General features: G+C 63.8%; 19 protein-coding genes and 1 pseudogene. 14 read left to right on the forward strand and 6 right to left on the reverse strand.

Features of this window, described 5'->3' with window-relative positions:
- The first annotated feature begins 22 nt into the window (after window positions 1–22).
- A complete protein-coding gene (locus tag BSF79_RS09085) occupies window positions 23–1069 on the forward strand; it encodes an aldo/keto reductase (protein WP_090269581.1) in 1047 nt (348 codons plus the stop codon).
- A gap of 22 nt (window positions 1070–1091) precedes the next feature.
- Here the strand turns inward: BSF79_RS09085 and BSF79_RS09090 are convergent.
- Window positions 1092–2063 (reverse strand): annotated as a pseudogene (locus tag BSF79_RS09090) (GlxA family transcriptional regulator); the annotation flags it as partial.
- 74 nt (window positions 2064–2137) lie between these two features.
- Between BSF79_RS09090 and bcoG the strand changes: the two are divergent.
- Together bcoG and BSF79_RS09100 are read left to right on the forward strand one after the other, a co-directional pair.
- On the forward strand, window positions 2138–3055 hold the full coding sequence (gene bcoG / locus BSF79_RS09095) for a 3-dehydrocarnitine:acetyl-CoA trimethylamine transferase BcoG (protein ID WP_090269582.1): 918 nt from the start codon (window positions 2138–2140) through the stop codon (window positions 3053–3055).
- Entirely contained in the window at window positions 3052–4527 is a 1476-nt protein-coding gene (locus tag BSF79_RS09100; RefSeq protein ID WP_090269583.1) for a carnitine 3-dehydrogenase, read from the forward strand. Before bcoG ends, BSF79_RS09100 begins: the two co-directional genes overlap by 4 nt.
- 63 nt (window positions 4528–4590) lie before the next feature.
- On the opposite strand, the gene BSF79_RS09105 is transcribed toward BSF79_RS09100, so the two are convergent.
- On the reverse strand, window positions 4591–5505 hold the full coding sequence (locus tag BSF79_RS09105) for a helix-turn-helix domain-containing protein (protein WP_090269584.1): 915 nt from the start codon (window positions 5503–5505) through the stop codon (window positions 4591–4593).
- Window positions 5506–5610: 105 nt separating this feature from the next.
- Here BSF79_RS09105 and BSF79_RS09110 point away from each other — a divergent pair, with 105 nt between their 5' ends.
- From BSF79_RS09110 to BSF79_RS09120, 3 genes are read left to right on the forward strand one after another with little or no spacing between them, the layout of a single operon-like run.
- The gene (locus tag BSF79_RS09110) at window positions 5611–5814 is read left to right on the forward strand and encodes a DUF2061 domain-containing protein (protein ID WP_090269585.1); all 204 of its coding nucleotides are present in this window, start codon (window positions 5611–5613) and stop codon (window positions 5812–5814) included.
- A complete protein-coding gene (locus BSF79_RS09115) occupies window positions 5807–6712 on the forward strand; it encodes a fatty acid desaturase (RefSeq protein ID WP_090269586.1) in 906 nt (301 codons plus the stop codon). Before BSF79_RS09110 ends, BSF79_RS09115 begins: the two co-directional genes overlap by 8 nt.
- A 19-nt stretch (window positions 6713–6731) precedes the next feature.
- Window positions 6732–7634, forward strand: a complete 903-nt coding sequence (locus BSF79_RS09120; protein ID WP_090269587.1) for a DMT family transporter — start codon at window positions 6732–6734, stop codon at window positions 7632–7634.
- On the opposite strand, the gene BSF79_RS09125 is transcribed toward BSF79_RS09120, so the two are convergent.
- On the reverse strand, window positions 7597–8304 hold the full coding sequence (locus BSF79_RS09125; RefSeq protein WP_090269588.1) for an NUDIX hydrolase: 708 nt from the start codon (window positions 8302–8304) through the stop codon (window positions 7597–7599). The genes BSF79_RS09120 and BSF79_RS09125 overlap by 38 nt on opposite strands.
- Before the next feature lie 24 nt (window positions 8305–8328).
- The gene (locus tag BSF79_RS09130) at window positions 8329–8718 is read right to left on the reverse strand and encodes a DUF983 domain-containing protein (protein WP_090269589.1); all 390 of its coding nucleotides are present in this window, start codon (window positions 8716–8718) and stop codon (window positions 8329–8331) included.
- Between the two features lie 246 nt (window positions 8719–8964).
- On the opposite strand from BSF79_RS09130, the gene BSF79_RS09135 reads away from it, so the two are divergent.
- The 4 genes from BSF79_RS09135 to BSF79_RS09150 all read left to right on the forward strand — a co-directional run bounded on the left by BSF79_RS09135 (window position 8965) and on the right by BSF79_RS09150 (window position 11100).
- Window positions 8965–9483, forward strand: a complete 519-nt coding sequence (locus BSF79_RS09135) for an EF-hand domain-containing protein (RefSeq protein ID WP_090269703.1) — start codon at window positions 8965–8967, stop codon at window positions 9481–9483.
- Between the two features lie 122 nt (window positions 9484–9605).
- Window positions 9606–10190: an RNA polymerase sigma factor gene (locus BSF79_RS09140; protein WP_090269590.1), complete on the forward strand. Its 585-nt coding sequence runs from the start codon at window positions 9606–9608 to the stop codon at window positions 10188–10190.
- Complete coding sequence (locus tag BSF79_RS09145; RefSeq protein ID WP_090269591.1) at window positions 10183–10551, forward strand: hypothetical protein; 369 nt, start codon at window positions 10183–10185, stop codon at window positions 10549–10551. The genes BSF79_RS09140 and BSF79_RS09145 overlap by 8 nt, the downstream gene beginning before the upstream one ends.
- A 3-nt stretch (window positions 10552–10554) precedes the next feature.
- Window positions 10555–11100, forward strand: coding sequence for a periplasmic heavy metal sensor (locus BSF79_RS09150; protein WP_090269592.1), 546 nt, complete (start codon window positions 10555–10557; stop codon window positions 11098–11100).
- A gap of 6 nt (window positions 11101–11106) precedes the next feature.
- Here the strand turns inward: BSF79_RS09150 and BSF79_RS09155 are convergent, their stop codons facing one another.
- Window positions 11107–12498 (reverse strand): diguanylate cyclase domain-containing protein, encoded by a 1392-nt coding sequence (locus tag BSF79_RS09155; protein WP_090269593.1) that lies wholly within the window; start codon window positions 12496–12498, stop codon window positions 11107–11109.
- 131 nt (window positions 12499–12629) lie between these two features.
- Between BSF79_RS09155 and BSF79_RS09160 the strand changes: the two genes are divergently transcribed.
- Complete coding sequence (locus tag BSF79_RS09160; protein ID WP_090269594.1) at window positions 12630–12914, forward strand: DUF3572 domain-containing protein; 285 nt, start codon at window positions 12630–12632, stop codon at window positions 12912–12914.
- 7 nt (window positions 12915–12921) lie between these two features.
- Here BSF79_RS09160 and BSF79_RS09165 read toward each other — a convergent pair whose 3' ends face one another.
- A complete protein-coding gene (locus BSF79_RS09165; protein WP_090269595.1) occupies window positions 12922–13377 on the reverse strand; it encodes a MarR family winged helix-turn-helix transcriptional regulator in 456 nt (151 codons plus the stop codon).
- 117 nt (window positions 13378–13494) lie between these two features.
- Between BSF79_RS09165 and BSF79_RS09170 the strand changes: the two genes are divergently transcribed.
- The 3 genes from BSF79_RS09170 (at window position 13495) to BSF79_RS20215 (ending at window position 16156) form a co-directional block, all read left to right on the forward strand.
- A complete protein-coding gene (locus tag BSF79_RS09170; protein ID WP_090269704.1) occupies window positions 13495–14193 on the forward strand; it encodes an HAD family hydrolase in 699 nt (232 codons plus the stop codon).
- A 104-nt stretch (window positions 14194–14297) separates the two neighbouring features.
- Entirely contained in the window at window positions 14298–15869 is a 1572-nt protein-coding gene (locus tag BSF79_RS09175) for a trimethylamine methyltransferase family protein (protein ID WP_090269596.1), read from the forward strand.
- A 152-nt stretch (window positions 15870–16021) separates the two neighbouring features.
- Window positions 16022–16156: a hypothetical protein gene (locus BSF79_RS20215; protein ID WP_281248635.1), complete on the forward strand. Its 135-nt coding sequence runs from the start codon at window positions 16022–16024 to the stop codon at window positions 16154–16156.
- Window positions 16157–16188: the final 32 nt, after the last annotated feature.

A 16188-nucleotide genomic window follows, 5' to 3' on the forward strand; every position in this document is an offset into this window, starting at 1 on the left:
TATGACATGAGGGGAACGGGCAATGAAGATGAATCCGCTGGGCCGCACTGGCCTGATGGTAAGCGAGTTGTGCCTTGGCACGATGACTTGGGGCACACAGACCGGCGAGGCGGATGGCCATGCGCAGATGGATCTGGCGCTGGCACGGGGTATAAATTTCGTCGATACCGCCGAGATGTATCCGGTGAATCCGGTGTCGAAAGAGACGCAGGGGCGGACCGAAGAGATTGTCGGAACCTGGAACGCGGCCAACAAGGCGCGGCGCGGCGACTATGTTCTGGCGACCAAGCATTCGGGCGCTGGGTTGAAGCATGTCCGCGACGGCGCGCCGATTTCCTCGGCCACGATTGCCGAGGCGATCGAGGGATCGTTGCGGCGGTTGCAGACGGATTACATCGACCTCTATCAGTTCCACTGGCCCAATCGCGGGTCGTATATGTTCCGGCAGAACTGGAATTTCGACCCGTCGCGGCAGGACCGCGCGGCGACGGTGGCGCATATGCAAGATGCGCTGGGCGCGTTGCAGGAGCAGGTGACCAAGGGCAATATCCGCCACTTCGGCCTGTCGAACGAAAGCGCTTGGGGCACGACGATGTGGGCGACTTTGGCCGAGGCCGGGGCAGGGCCACGTGTGGCCTCGATCCAGAACGAATATTCGCTGCTGTGTCGGTTGTTCGATACTGATTTGGCCGAGGTGGCGGTGAACGAGGATGTCGGGCTGTTGTCCTATTCGCCGCTGGCGGCGGGGTTGCTGACGGGCAAGTATCAGGGCGGCGCGGTGCCAGACGGATCGCGGTTGTCGCTGAATGGCGATCTGGGCGGGCGCAAGAGCGACCGGGTGTTCGACGCGGTCGATGCCTATCTGGAGGTCGCGGCGCGGCACGGGCTGGATCCGGTGCATATGGCGCTGGCATGGGCTGCGGGTCGGCCGTTCATGACCTCGGTGATTTTCGGCGCGACGACGCTGGCGCAGCTTGAGCAGGTGCTGGGGGCCGACGGTCTGGTGCTGAGCGATGAGGTTCGGGCAGAGTTGAACGCGGTGCATCGCGCCCATCCGATGCCCTATTGATCTCGTGTGCGCGGCGAAGGTCGCGCACCGAAAGGCCCAGCCCGGCGCGGAAGGCGCGCGCCAGACTGGCCTGAGACGAAAACCCGGTGGCCAGCGCGATCTGTTGCACTGGCAGGGCGGTGTCCTGAGCCAGGCGCCGGGCCTCGGACAGGCGCAGGTCGAGGTAGAAGCGTTTCGGCGGCATGGCCAGCGCGCGGGCGAACTGAGCCTCGAGCTGACGTGGCGAGACCGCGAGAGCGCTGGCGATGTCAGCGATCGGCAGCGGGTCTTCGATATGGGTTTCCATCAGGGCGACAGCGCGGGCAACCAGCGGATGGCGGCGCGACAGGCGGGCGGTGCCGCTGAGCGCCTGCGGCGTGGTGGCGGCGTGCGGGTCAGGGTCATAGATGAAGGCGCTGGCGACGCGGCGCGCCAGCCCCGCGCCATAGCGCGCGCCGATCAGGTGCAGCATCAGGTCGATGGCGGGCGCGGCGCCGCCCGAGGTGATGTATTTGCCGGAAATCACATAGCGGTCGCGCAGCAGATCGACCTGATCGAAGCGGGCGGCGAAATCTTCCAGATCCTCCCAATGGGTTGTGGCGCGTTGACCGTTCAGTAATCCGGCACCGGCAAGAACCCAGCTGCCGCCGTCGATCCCGGCCAGAGCGTGGCAGCGGGGGGCGAGGCGGCGCAGGCTGGCCAGCAGCGCGGGCGTGGCCTGTTCGTTCACGCGAAACCCCGCGATCACGATCAGCAGGTCGCAGCGATCAAGTGTGGCGATGGGCTGTGCCGGGACGGTGACGCCTGAGGTCAGTCGCGCGGGCGTGCCGGTGGGCGAGAAGAACGACCAACCGAACAGCGGCTTGCCTGCACGGCGGTTGGCGGCGCGCATCGGGTCCAGCGCTGCGGCGAAGCTGAGCATATTGCTGTCGTCAAGAAGCAGCAGCGCGGTCGAAAGTGGCTGTTCTGAGGGGGCGAAGATATTCTCGCTGATGTTTTTCGCGGATTTTGCCATGTTTCATTCGTAAAATGCAAAGAAACCTGTCGCAAGCCGGTAAAGACTGCTGTCAGCAAGAATAGGAGTGGCCAATGCCTTTGGAAATGAACCGTGAGGTCTTTATCACCTGTGCCGTAACCGGGTCGGGGGCGACGCAAGATCGCAGCCCGCATGTGCCGCGCAGCCCCAAGCAGATCGCGGAAAGTGCGATTGATGCGGCCCGCGCAGGGGCGGCGGTGGTGCATTGCCATGTGCGCGATCCAGAAACCGGCGCGCCAAGCCGTCGGCTGGATCTGTACCGCGAGGTGACCGATCGCATTCGCGAGGCCGAGGTCGATGTGGTGCTGAACCTGACGGCGGGCATGGGCGGCGACATGATCTTTGGCCCGACCGAGCAGCCTTTGCCGTTGAAAGAGGCGGGCACTGATATGGTGGGCGCCTCTGAGCGGGTGAAGCATATCGCCGAGTGTCTGCCCGAGCTTTGCACGTTGGATTGCGGCACGATGAATTTCGCCGAGGCCGATTATGTGATGACCAACACGCCGGGCATGTTGCAGGCGATGGGGCGGATGATGTCGGCGCTGGGGGTGAAGCCCGAGATCGAGGCGTTTGACACTGGGCATCTGTGGTATGCCAAGCAGTTGGTAAAGGATGGGGTGTTGGAAAGCCCGGCCCTGGTGCAGTTGTGCATGGGGGTGCCATGGGGCGCGCCGGATGATCTGAATACCTTCATGGCGATGGTGAACAATGTGCCGGACGACTGGAATTTCAGCGGCTTTGCGCTGGGGCGGCATCAGATGGCATATGTCGCGGCGAGCGTTTTGGCCGGGGGCAATGTGCGGGTGGGTCTTGAAGATAACCTGTGGCTGGACAAGGGCGTGTTGGCGACCAATGCGCAATTGGTGGAGCGGTCGGTGAGTATCGTTGAAAACATGGGCGCGCGGGTGATCGGGCCGGAAGAGGTGCGGGCGAAGCTGGGCTTGGTCAAGCGGGCTCCGGTGTCGCTATGAGCAGGATTGCAGCGGTTATTGGCGGTGGGGTGATTGGCGGCGGTTGGGCGGCGCGGTTCCTGCTGAACGGGTGGGATGTGCGGGTGTTCGACCCCGACCCGGAGGCTGAGCGCAAGATTGGCGAGGTTCTGGACAACGCGCGGCGATCCTTGCCGGGGTTGGGCAATGTCGCCTTGCCCGAGGAGGGCCGCCTGAGCTTTCACGCCACGATGCCGGAGGCGGTTGCCGGGGCCGCGTGGATTCAGGAGAGCGTGCCAGAGCGGCTGGAACTGAAGCGCAAGGTGTTTCAGGCGGTGCAGGCGGCCTGTGATGTGGGGGCTGTGATCGGCTCGTCGACATCGGGGTTCAAGCCGAGCGAGTTGCAGGGCTGTGCGACGCGGCCCGAGCAGATCGTGGTGACGCATCCGTTCAACCCGGTGTATTTGCTGCCGTTGGTCGAACTGGTGCCGTCGGAGGCGAACCCGCCCGAGGTGGTGGCGCAGGCCAAGGCGGTGCTGACCGGTTTGGGGATGTACCCGCTGCATGTCCGCAAGGAGATCGACGCGCATATCGCCGATCGGTTGCTGGAAGCGGTGTGGCGCGAGGCGCTGTGGCTGGTCAATGATGGCATTGCCACGACCGAAGAGATTGATAACGCGATCCGTTATGGCTTTGGCATTCGCTGGGCGCAGATGGGGTTGTTCGAGACCTATCGCGTGGCGGGCGGCGAGGCCGGGATGGCGCATTTCATCGCGCAGTTCGGGCCATGTTTGCAGTGGCCCTGGACCAAGCTGATGGATGTACCCGAGCTGACGGACGCGTTGGTGGAACAGATCGCAAGCCAGTCGGATGCGCAATCGGGCGCGCATTCGATCCGCGCGTTGGAGCGGATCAGGGACAACAATCTGGTGGGCATTATCCGGTCGCTGCAGCCGACCAACTGGGGTGCGGGGGCGTTGCAGAACGCCCATGATCAGGCGCGATCCGGGGACATGGGGCTGGTGCAGGATATCAGCGAGGTGGCGGATATCGCAGCACCTGTGCTGACGATCAACCGGGCGGTGCCGCTGGATTGGATTGATTACAACGGCCATATGACCGAGGCGCGGTATCTGGATGCTTTTGCGGCGGCGACGGATCGGTTCATGCAGATCATCGGCTGCACGCCGGAGTATATCGCGTCGGGTGGTAGCTTCTTTACCGCAGAGACGCATATCCGCCATATCGACGAGGCGCGCGCGGGGGCGCGCATTCAGGTGCGCACGCGGGTGTTAATGGCCGAGGGCAAGAAGATGCAGCTTTGGCATGAGATGGTCGAGGGCGAGCGCATGCTGGCGACGGCGGAGCATATGCTGTTGCATGTGGATCTTTCGACGCGCCGCTCGGTGCCGCCGCCGCCGCAGATTGCCGGGGCTTTGCAGCGGTTTGCCGCGGCGCATGCGGGGTTGGACCTGCCGGAGGGTGTGGGCCGGGCGGTCGGCGCGCCGCGGTAGGGTTTCGCCTGCGGCGGGCGGGGAAAGGGGGGCTGACGGCCCCCCTCTTGGCCTTTGGCCAATTCACCCCCCGTGAGTATTTTTGTCAGAAAGAAGTCTTGAGTACGGGGTGGGCCAGTCGGTGATGCTGTCGCGCAGGCTCAGGAGTTCTGCGGGCAGGTCACGGGCGGAAATCCTGGCTTCGCGCACCAGCTGGTCGAAGTGCAGGGTGAAGGTGGTGACTTTTTCGCTGTCGCGGAACGCCAGGTAATTACGCCCGACGTAGAGCACGGCCAGAAGAGGGCCGAAAATGGTCAGCGGGGCGGAAAACAGGCGGCGGGCATCGAACATATAGACTCGCAGGCGGGGGTAAAGTTGGGTGTGCAGGTCGAGCATCCGGTCGATCTGTTCGCGACGCAGGTCGGCGGGCAGATCGGCATAGTAGCCCTCGGCGCGGGCGAAGCTGGTGAGTTCATGCTGTGGCAGGGCGATTTCATAGTCTGACCCGGCGCTGCGCATCCATTCCAGGCGATCGGCGCTGGCGGTGATCGCCTGTTGCGCGGTGCGGCCAAGGTGGGGGGCGTATTCCCATTCCAGCAGGGCCGGGGTTTTCAGCATGTCGGGCAGGGTGGCGGGGACGTGGCGGATTTTATAGCCTGCGGCCTCGGTATGCCAGTTGAAGATCTGTTCATCGACGAGGGCGCGGGGCGCTTCGGTCAGGGTCATCGAGGCGGCGAGGATGTCGGCGGCGGTTTCAGGCCGGTCGGAGAGCGACAGCAGCCAGTCGGCGGAAACGCCGAGGGCGGCGGCGCATTCGCCCACGACCTGCGCATTGGGCAGCCGCGCGCCAGTGCCGGTCAGCAGCTGTGAGATGGTCGAGCGGTCGACGCCGATCCGCCGCGCCAGCGCGCTTTGGCTGAGGCTTCGCAGGGTCATGGCGGTGGAAAGCCGGGTGCGGAATTGGCTGGCGCGCAGGCGTTTGTCGATTCTATGAGGCATATGGTGATATAAATCACAGATGTGGAGAAATGTTAATCATATTCCAAGTGTATTTTGCTGCACCTGCACGGTAGCCGTATTGTGAAATATAGCAGTGGGGATGGAATGGAAACGCGGGCGCGAACCTTGGTGAAAGCGATCCTTTGGAGTTTGTTGGGCTTGGTGACGATGAGTCTTGTTGGGCTGGCGTTGACCGGGTCGGCAATGCTGGGCGGGGGGATGGCGGCGATCAACACCGGGATCGGCTTGGTTCTTTACCTGATATATGAGCGGGTTTGGACTCTGGTTCGGTGGGGCCGCAATGTTTGAGCGCGGCAAGGGATTGGTGGCGGAGCTTCCGACGCTGGCGTTGTTGGGGCTGGTCTATCTGGCCTGGGGGGTGGGCACGACGGTTCTGGTGGGGTGGAACCTGCCGCTGGCGATGGTCGTGACCGGGCTGGCCATTGTGTTGCACAGTTCGCTTTGTCACGAGGTCATTCATGGGCATCCGTTTCGCTGGCGGGTGGTGAATGAGGCCTTGGTGTTTCCGGCGGTGGCGCTTTGTGTGCCATATCTGCGGTTTCGCGATAGCCATCTGGCGCATCACCGCGATGCGATCCTGACCGATCCTTATGACGACCCGGAGAGCAATTACCTTGATCCCATGGTCTGGGCCCGGTTGCGGCCATGGATGCGGGCGGTGTTGCGGGCGAATAATACCTTGTTGGGGCGGATGGTGATCGGGCCGCTGGTGGGGATGATGACATTCACGGCGGCGGACATGCGGGCGATTTGGGCCGGGGACCGGGCGGTGCTGCGCGGCTGGCTCTGGCATATTCCGGCGCTGGGGGGAGTGGTCTGGTGGTTGGGAGCGGTGGCGGTGATGCCGGTCTGGGCCTATGTGGCGGCGGCCTATGGCGCGCTGGGGGTGTTGAAGATCCGCACGTTTCTGGAGCATCAGGCGCATGAGCGGGCACGCGGGCGGACGGCGATTGTCGAGGATCGCGGGCCTTTGGCTTTTCTGTTTCTGCACAACAACCTGCACGTCGTTCATCACATGCACCCCAAGGTGCCGTGGCACCGGTTGCCGGGGCTGTATTTTGGCAACCGCGAGCGATACCTGAGCCGCAATGATGGCTATATGTACCGATCCTATGCGCAGGTGATCGGGCGCTATTTGTGGCGGGCCAAGGACCCGGTGCCACATCCGTTGTGGCGCAGGCGGTGAAATCGGAGTAGGCGGGCCTATGGCCTGGATATTCATTTCTGTCGCAGCGGCGGCGTTTCAAACATTTCGGTTTATGCTGCAAAAGCATCTGAGCATGGGGGCCTTGTCGGCGGGCGGGGCGACCTCGGCCCGGTTTGTCTATTCGGTGCCTTTCGTGGTGTCGCTGGCGCTGGGCTATGTGCTGTGGCGCGGGGTGGGGGTGCCTCAGCTGGGGCCGGTGTTCTGGGCCTATGCGCTGAGCGGTGGCTTGGCGCAGATCCTGGCGACGTGGTGCGTTGTGGCGCTGTTCGCGGCGCGCAACTTTGCGGTGGGGATCACGTTCAAGAAAACCGAAGTGGTGCAGACCGCGATTTTGGGCTTGCTAGTGCTGGGCGACCGGGTGTCGGTGCCCGGGATGGCGGCGATTGTGCTGGGGCTGGTTGGCGTTCTGGTCCTTTCGGACACGGCGGCAAGCGGCGACGGCGGATGGGCGCGGCGGTTTATGAACCGGGGCGCGGGGCTGGGCCTGTTGTCGGGCGCATTTTTTGCGGTGTCGGCGGTAGGGTATCGCGGCGCGACGCTGGAGGTGGCCAGTGACGATGCGTTCTTGCGGGCGGTGGTGTCGCTGGCGGTGGTGACCACCGCACAGGCGATTGGCATGGCGCTGTGGTTGATCTGGCGCGAGCCGGGGCAGATGGGCAAAGTGTTCGCAGCCCGGCGCACGGCGGTCTGGATGGGGATCACCGGGATGGCGGGCAGCCTGTGCTGGTTCACGGCGTTCACGCTGCAAAACGCGGCTTACGTGTTCGCGGTCGGGCAGGTCGAGGTGATTTTTTCGCTTGCGGCGTCGGTGTTGTTTTTCCGCGAGCGGCTGAGCCGGCGGGAGGGCGCAGGCATCGCGCTGATCAGTGCGAGCGTCCTGTTACTGGTCCTACTCCTTTAAGGCGCACGAACATATTCGCCTCTTCGTTGTTCCTGAAAAAAGGCACCGAGCTGGGCGGGGTCATGTCATGCGCACGGGCTGCGACCTCGGCCAGAACGACCTCGGTGATGAAGGGCAGGTCGAATTCACGCACCTGTGGCAGCGGAATCCATTGCAGGTGAGAGAGCTCGTCACAGGCGGATGAGAAATCATCGGGATCGCTGGAGATTTCATCAGCGTCAATCATGAAGAACCGCGCGTCAAAGCGGCGCGGGCGGCCCGGCGGGGTGATGGCGCGGAACACGAATTGCAGCGGATGCGCCGCGGGCAGGTGGCCGGTGGCGGCAAAGCTGGCCCAATCGGCGGGGGGCGGGCAGCTCCAACTGCCGGGCGTGCCCAGCACCAGCCCGGTTTCTTCCCACAGCTCGCGGATTGCTGCCGCAGACAGGGCGTGTGGCATGTCCGCCGGGGCATCCTCCATCAGGCGTTCGTGGCACACCGCAGGCAGGGGCGTGCCCAACGGCACATCTGCATCGGCGGCATCGACCGCACCGCCGGGAAAGACGAATTTGTTGGGCATGAAGGCCGCCTGCGCGCCGCGCTGACCCATCAGCACTTTTGGCGCGGTCAAGCGGTCGCGCAGCACGATCACGGTGGCGGCATTGCGGATTGCGGTTTTATCAACTGTCATGTTTCCCCCCCTCAGGCGACGGGGTCAGTCGGGTTTGTCGAACCCGTGCATGCGCCGCGCCCACTGGAACCCGATCATTGCCCCCTTCAATCTGGGCAAAAGGTAGAGCGATAGGCCGACCGTGCCAATAGCGAAGATGGTAAAGAGCACAAGAGGCTCGGGCCGCCAAGTCGTGAACGCGAACAGCAGCAGCGGCGCCATCAGGTGACCGACGAACAGGATTGTCAGATAGGCAGGCCCGTCATCGGCGCGGTGGTGGTAAAATTCCTCGCGGCAGACCGGGCAGGCGTTACGCACGCTAAGATAGCCCTTCAGCAGCGGGCCGCTGCCGCAGCTGGGGCATTTGCGCCGCCATCCGTTGAACACGGCGGGCCAGGTTTCGCGCTCCTGAGCATTTGCCGTTTGATCTGTCATTGCACCCTCGCATTTCCGGTAAGCGGGGAATTTGGGGTATTTGGAGCGGAATAAAAACCCCGCGCGATGTCCTTGCGTCGCGATGTCGCAAAACGTGGCGGTCGGTATGCGGGAAGATCACGGTCGCGTGAACCCGCAGGAATTTTTCAGATCCGGGCGACGGAGACCGCGGCGCGGTGCGTATGACCAATCAGAAAACGGGCACTGGTCCGGATTTTCGAGCAAAACAAAAACGGAGAAATGCAAATGAAACGCGCAATTCTGATCACTGGTCTGGCCACGCTGGCGCTGGCGGGCACAACTCTTACCGCTTCGGCGTTTGGCAAAGAGCGGATGCACGGGCATGGCGGGCCGCGGATCACCTTTGAAGAGGTTGATACCAATGCCGATGGCAAGGTCACGCCCGAAGAAATGCAAGGTCATTTCAAGGCGCGCTTCGACGAAGCCGACACCGACAAGGATGGGGCACTGAGCGCTGACGAGATGACTGCGCAGGCCCAGAAGAGAGCTGCGGAGCGCATGGCAAAGAACACAGCGCGCATGATCAAGTACCGCGATGAAAACGGCGACGGCAAGCTGAGCCTTGAGGAGATGCAGCCCAAGCGTATGGGCAAGATGTTCTCGTGGATGGATGCCAACGACGATGGTGCGATCTCGGCCAAGGAGTTTTCCGAGATGCAGGAGCATCGCGGGCGCCATGACGGCAAAAAAGGTCGGTTCATGCCCTATGACGACGATGACGACATGGAGCGCGATCAGGACTGATCCAAGTGTGGAGGGCCGGGCCGGTTGGTCTGGCCCTTGACCGCCCGTGATCTGCGGGCGGGTTGTACGTGCGCCGCGATTTGATTGTCAGGCCCCTGCGAACAGGATACGCCAAAAGGACAATGGTTATGCCCTTTGACGCCCTTGCCGATGTATCGGATGATGCTTTGCTGGTGCTTTTCGCCAACGGCGATGCCGATGCGGCACGGGCATTGAATGTACGGTTGACCCCGCGAGCGTTTGCGCAGGCGATGCGCATGCTGCGCGACCGGGCCGAGGCCGAGGACGTGGCACAGGAAGCAATGTTGCGGCTGTGGCGGATCGCCCCGGAGTGGCGGCAGGGCGAGGCGAAGGTCACGACTTGGCTGTACCGTGTGGTGGCCAATCTGAGCACGGACCGGCTGCGTCGGCGGCGGACCGTCGATCTGGATACGGTGCCTGAACCGGAGGACGGCACGGCAAGCGTGACCGAGACGATGCAGGAGCGCAGCCGGATGGCGGCGTTGACGGCGGCTTTGGAGTGTTTGCCCGAGCGGCAGCGGCAAGCGGTTGTGCTGCGTCATATTGAAGGACTGGGCAATCCCGAGATCGCCCAGATCATGGACATCAGCACCGAGGCGGTCGAAAGTCTGACGGCACGGGGCAAACGGGCGCTGACGGCAGAATTGGCTGGGCGGCGCGAAGAGTTGGGGTATTCAGATGGCTGAAATGGATCAAGACGAGGCAATGCTGGACGCGCTGTTTGGCGCGGCACGCGCACAGGTGTCTGAACCGTCGGCCGATCTGATGGCGCGGGTGCTGGAGGATGCGTTTGCGGCTCAGGTGTCGCACAATGTGGCGACGGTGGCGGCACGCCCGCGACCCGGGGTCTTGAGCCGGGTGATGGCCGCGATTGGCGGCTGGCCCGCGCTGGCGGGGCTGGCGACAGCCGGGGTTGCAGGCTTGTGGATCGGGGTGAACCCGCCGACCGTGATCTCGGACACGGCGCAGATGTTTCTGGGGGGCAGCAGTGACCTGTATCTGGTCGATCTGGCGCCCGCTTTTGGTTTTGACTTGGCAGAAGGATAGGCCATGACCCCGCAGGATGACAGTGCACCGAAGGGCCGCACAAAGCGATTTGGCTGGATGCAGGTGATGCTGTTCGCATCGCTTGCGCTGAACCTTGCCGTGGCGGGGTTGGTGATTGGGTCTGTGCTGACCCACGGCCACCCGAACGGGCGACGGCCACCGCGCATGGTCGAGGTGGCCGGGCCATACACCCATGCGCTGAGCCGGGCCGACCGGCGCGAAATCATATATGCGTTGCGTAGTGAATACCGCGAGGGTCGGCCCTCGCGGGAGCAGATCCGGGACGAATTCAACGCGGTGATCGCGGCGTTGCGGGCCGTACCTTATGATCCCGGTCGGGTGGCCGCGATTGTAGAGCGCCAGATGGCGGTCGGGATGGACCGTCAGGAGCTGGGGCAGCGGTTGTTGCTGGAGCGGCTGGCGGCAATGAATGATGCCGAGCGCGCGGGCTTTGCCGATCGGCTGGCCGAGGCGCTGGAGCATCGCTCGGAGTGGGGACGCCACTCGGATGACTCGGACGATAACGATGAGTCGCACGACAACGACTGAGCGGGATCAGGCGGCAGGGCGGCTGAGCGTAACCTGATTGCGCCCGTGCGCCTTGGCGCCATAAAGGGCGCGGTCGGCCTGATCCAGCAGTCCGTTTACGGCTGTGTCGTCCATCGCGATATCAGCGCCATGCGCCAGCGCCAGCCCGATGCTGACCGTAACGTTCACGGGCTGCGCGTGGCCGGGCAGGTGGAAGGGTGTGTCGCTGATGATCTGACACAGCCTGCGCGCAATTGCGCGGGCCTGTGCCGGAGGCGTGTCGGGCAGGGCGATCAGAAATTCTTCGCCGCCGATGCGAGCCAGCAGATCGATGCCGCGCATGGCCGCGCGCAGGCGGTGTGACACCTCGCTGAGCACAGCGTCGCCGCCAGCATGGCCATAAAGGTCGTTGATCTGCTTGAAATGGTCCAGATCCGCCAGCATCACCGCAATCGGGCGCCCGGTCTGCGCGGCCTTCTGCGTCATGCGGGCCAGATGCGGCAGGGCATAGCGGCGGTTGTAAAGTTCGGTCAGCGGATCGGTGACCGCGGCGCGCAGCCCGTCGCGCACGGTGTTGTGCAGCCGGTCAGCCAGCGCCTTGCGGTGCGCAAGCGTGGTCAGGCGCTGTGCCATTTCAGCGGCATCAAAGCCGCTGGCCATCAGGTCATTCGCCCCAAGATCCAGCGCGTCGGCCGCCAGACCGACATTGCCGTCTTCGACCACCGCCAGAAACATCGTGCGGCGCAGTTCGGGCTGCGCGCGCAGCCCGGCGAGCAGGGCCAATCCTGCTTCGGGCGCGTCGCCGCCCAATCCGATCACCAACACATCCGGCGCGCCGCGGGTGGCGATGTCCCTGATCAGGCCGCGCCCATCATGGCAGCTGAGCCGATGCGGCGTGACAGGGGCAAGCGACTTGCGCCACAGCAGCGATTTCACCGAGGTATCAGCGACAAGGCCGACCCGCGAGGGTGCAATAATATCGGCTGCAGGTTCGGCGAACCCAAGCGCGCGGCTGGTGCTTTCGCGCAGCCGCAGTTCTTCGGCGCTGTCGCGGGCGCGCATTAGTGCGCGCAGGCGCGCCAACAAAAGCGTGTCGCCCAGCGGATGCGACACAACCTCGTCAGCGCCCTGAGCCAAGGCCATCAGCCGGTCGGCGCGGTCGGCGTTGGGCTGTACGATCACCACGGGCGGGCAGGAGGCGGCTTCGCCCGCCTTGATCCGCTGACACAGCGCGGTGCCGGTCATGTCGGGCAAGGTGGCGCTGGTCATCACCAGATCGGGTTGTTCAAGGTCGATCTGGCGCAGGGCTTCGGCCCCGCTGCCAGCCTGCACCACGGAATAGAACGCCGCAGACAGCTTGACCCGTAGCACAATGCGGTTGGTCGAAATTCCATCAACGATGAGGATTTTTCCGGGCATCAGGACGTTTGGCCTTTCAGGGCATGAAGCAGGTGCATGACGCGGACCCCAAGCAGGGGAACTTGTGTGATTCAGTCTTTCGTGAGATTGGTTAAGAAATCCTTTAATGATCCGGAAAACGAGCAAAAAAGATGAGCTTTTCGCAGGAATCCGCCGAAACCTTCGCGCTTCAGGCTTTGGCTTGGCTGGCAGGGAATGAAGATCTGCTGCCGGTGTTTCTGGGGGCAACCGGGGCGTCGGCGCAGGATTTGCGCGACAATGCGGGCGATCCCGCGTTTCTGGCGGCGGTGCTGGATTTTCTGATGATGGACGACGCTTGGGTGATCGGGTTCTGCGACACGCTGCGTGTGCCGTATGACCGGCCGATGCAGGCGCGGATTGCGCTGCCGGGCGGGCAGCAGGTCAGCTGGACCTAGCGGGTTTTCAAAGCGTTTTCAGCGGGCTGTCGGCGGAGGGGCGCAGCTTTTCCAGCAAGCGCAGCAGTTCGGCCTCTTCGCCGGGGGCGAGGCTTTGGGCCATGACGGCGGCATTGTCGCGCGCATTTGGCGTGGCGCGCAGAATGTGGTCGCGGCCTTTGGCGGTCAGTTCGACGCGACGGGTGCGGCGGTCTTCAGTGCCGTTGGAGCGGGCCAGCAGGCCGTCGGCCTCCATATGCCTCAGGGCACGTGAGGTGGCGGTGCGGTCGATGCCGACAAAATCTGCGATATCAGAGGGTTGGCTGAGGTCTTCGTTGCCGACAGCCAGCAGGATGCACCAAGTGGTGCGGGTCAGGCCAAGTGTCTTGAGCTGCTCATCCATGCGGCGTTCCTGAAGCCGGGCGGCGACGGACAGGTGATAGCCGAGCGATTGGTGCAGGCGGTAGGGCGGCGGGTTTTCCATGGCAACAAAACCCACAGGATTGGCGTGCGAAAGTCAAGCAATCGCGGGCTTGTCAAACGGCGGGCCGGGGGGCAGGTTGGCGACAATCCGGGCGGTTCCGGTCAGCAGGGGGCAGCAATGCAGGTCAAGGCAGTTTTGTTCGACAAGGATGGCACCTTGTTCGATTTCCGCGCCACATGGGATGTCTGGGCGGCGGGGGTGATTGCCGATCTGTCGCAGGGCGACGCGGCGCTGGCCGGGCGGATCGCCGACGCGGCGGTGTATGATCTGGGCACGGGGCGGTTTCATCCGGGCAGCCCGATCATTGCGGGCACCAACCGCGAGGCGGCAGAGTGCATTGCGCAGGCCTTGCCCGGTCGGGCGGTCGAGGAGCTGGAGCTGTTCCTGATGACCCGCGCGGCAGAGGCGCCTTTGGCCCCCGCCGTGCCGTTGGTGCCGTTTCTGGCGGGGCTTTCAGCGCGGGGCATGGCGCTGGGGGTGATGACAAATGACACCGAACACGGGGCGCGGGCACATCTGACGGCGGCGGGGGTATTAGAGCGGTTCGATTTTATCGCCGGGTTTGACAGTGGCTATGGCGCGAAGCCGGACCCGGAGCCGCTGCTGGCCTTTGCGCAGGCAACGGGGGTGGCGCCAGAGGCGGTGGTGATGGTGGGCGACAGCACCCATGACCTGATCGCCGGGCGGCGCGCCGGGATGCAGACTCTGGGCGTGCTGACCGGCACGGCAGGGACGGCGGAACTGCACCCCTATGCCGATGCGGTTTTGCCCGATATCGGGCATATCCCGGGGTGGTTGGACACGCCGCAGGGCTGAACCGTAGCGGGCGGTCGGCAAAAACGACGCATTCGGTCGTTAATCGGCAGGTGACGGGCCGGGGTTCGGTGTTTGCTGAGGGCAAATGGCGACAGGAGGTCCGAATGGCAGACTCAGCGGTAGAGACAGCAGCCCCGCGCAAGCGCGGTGGCGGACGGGCGGGCAAGGCGGCGCGGCGCGGGCCTTCGGCGATCGAGCAGATGCCGTGGCGGTTGCCGATCAATCAGGACCGGCCGACCGAGCCCTTGCGCGAAGACGGCGTGCAGGCGATCCACGAGGGCGCGATGCGCATTCTGGAAGAGATCGGGATCGAGTTTCTGAACACCGAGGCGTTGGAAATTCTGAAGCAGGCCGGGTGCACGGTGAATGGCGAAAACGTGCGGATGGGGCGCGATTTCGTGATGGAGATGATCGCCAAGGCCCCCAGCCAATGGACGATGACGCCGCGCAACCCCGAACGGCAGCTGATCGTGGGGGGCGAGTATCTGCTGTTTGGCAATGTGTCGTCGCCGCCTGCCTATTGGGACATGTCAGTGGGGCGCAAGATGTCGGGCACCCGCGAGATGTGCCGCGATCTGCTGAAGCTGAGCCAGTATTTCAACTGCATCCATTTCGTGGGTGGATACCCGGTGGAGCCGCAGGATATTCACCCCTCGGTGCGGCATCTGGACGTGCTATATGACAAGCTGACGCTGACCGACAAGGTGGCGCATGCCTATAGTCTGGGTAAGGAGCGGGTCGAGGATGTGATGGAGATGGTGCGGATCGCGGGCGGGCACAGCCACGACGAGTTCGACGCCGATCCGAAGATGTACACCAACATCAACTCGACGTCACCGCTGAAGCATGATCAACCGATGCTGGACGGCTGGATGCGGCTGGCGCGGCGCAATCAGGGCCTGATCGTGACGCCGTTTACGCTGGCCGGGGCGATGGCGCCGGTGACAATGGCCGGGGCGGTGGCGCAGTCGTTGGCCGAGGGGCTGTGTGCGATCGCTCTGGCGCAGTATATCCGGCCCGGAGCGGCCTGCGCGATCGGCACGTTTACCAGCAACGTGGATATGAAAAGCGGCGCACCCGCGTTTGGCACGCCGGAATACATGCGCGCGACGCAGATGACCGGGCAATTGGCGCGGTTTTACGGATTGCCGCTGCGGTCGAGTGGGGTTTGCGCGGCGAATGTGCCGGATGGGCAGGCGATGTGGGAAACCTCCAACAGCCTGTGGGCGGCGGTGCAGTCGGGCACCAATATGGTCTATCACGCGGCTGGCTGGCTGGAGGGCGGGCTGATTGCTTCGCCCGAGAAGTTCGTGATGGACTGCGAGGTTTTGCAGCAAATCCAACGCTATATGGAGCCCGAGATCGTGGCTACCACGCCCGAGGATATTGCGATCGAGGCCATTCAGGAGGTCGGATCGGGCGGGCATTTCTTTGGCATTCAGCACACGCAGGACCGCTATACCAAGGCGTTTTATCAGCCGTTCCTGTCGGATTGGCGTAATTACGAGGCGTGGGAGGCTGCGGGAGCGACATGGACCCCGGAGCGAGCGCACCGGATTTACAAAGAAATCATCGCCAGTTTCGAAGCGCCCCCGATGGACGAGGCGATTCACGAGGAACTGAAGGCGTTTGTGGCGCGGCGCAAGGCCGAGGGTGGTGCGCCGACTGACTTCTGAGGGGCTGCGCATTGCTGGTCTGTTGGGACTGTTCCGGGCAGTTTGAGACCGACTGTGCGGGAGAGCCAACAAATGAGTAGTTTGAGTGAAGAGATGCAACTGGCCTCGACCCGTGCGGGGTTGCGGTGGTTGGGACCGTGGGCGGCACTGCGATGTGGCTGCTTTTGGAAAAGCTGCCCGAAGTGATCGCGAATGAGCGCCTTTTGCTGGCGTTGGCGGGGATGCCGCCGCTGACGCGGCTGAATGCGGTGACGCTGGGAGGGATGGAACCGCGTCCTGAAAATTGAATCTATTCGCTGAATCTTAACCCGTGCTGGGC

It is taken from the genome of Thalassovita taeanensis (assembly GCF_900110775.1).
Classification (GTDB): Bacteria; Pseudomonadota; Alphaproteobacteria; order Rhodobacterales; family Rhodobacteraceae; genus Litorimicrobium; species Litorimicrobium taeanense.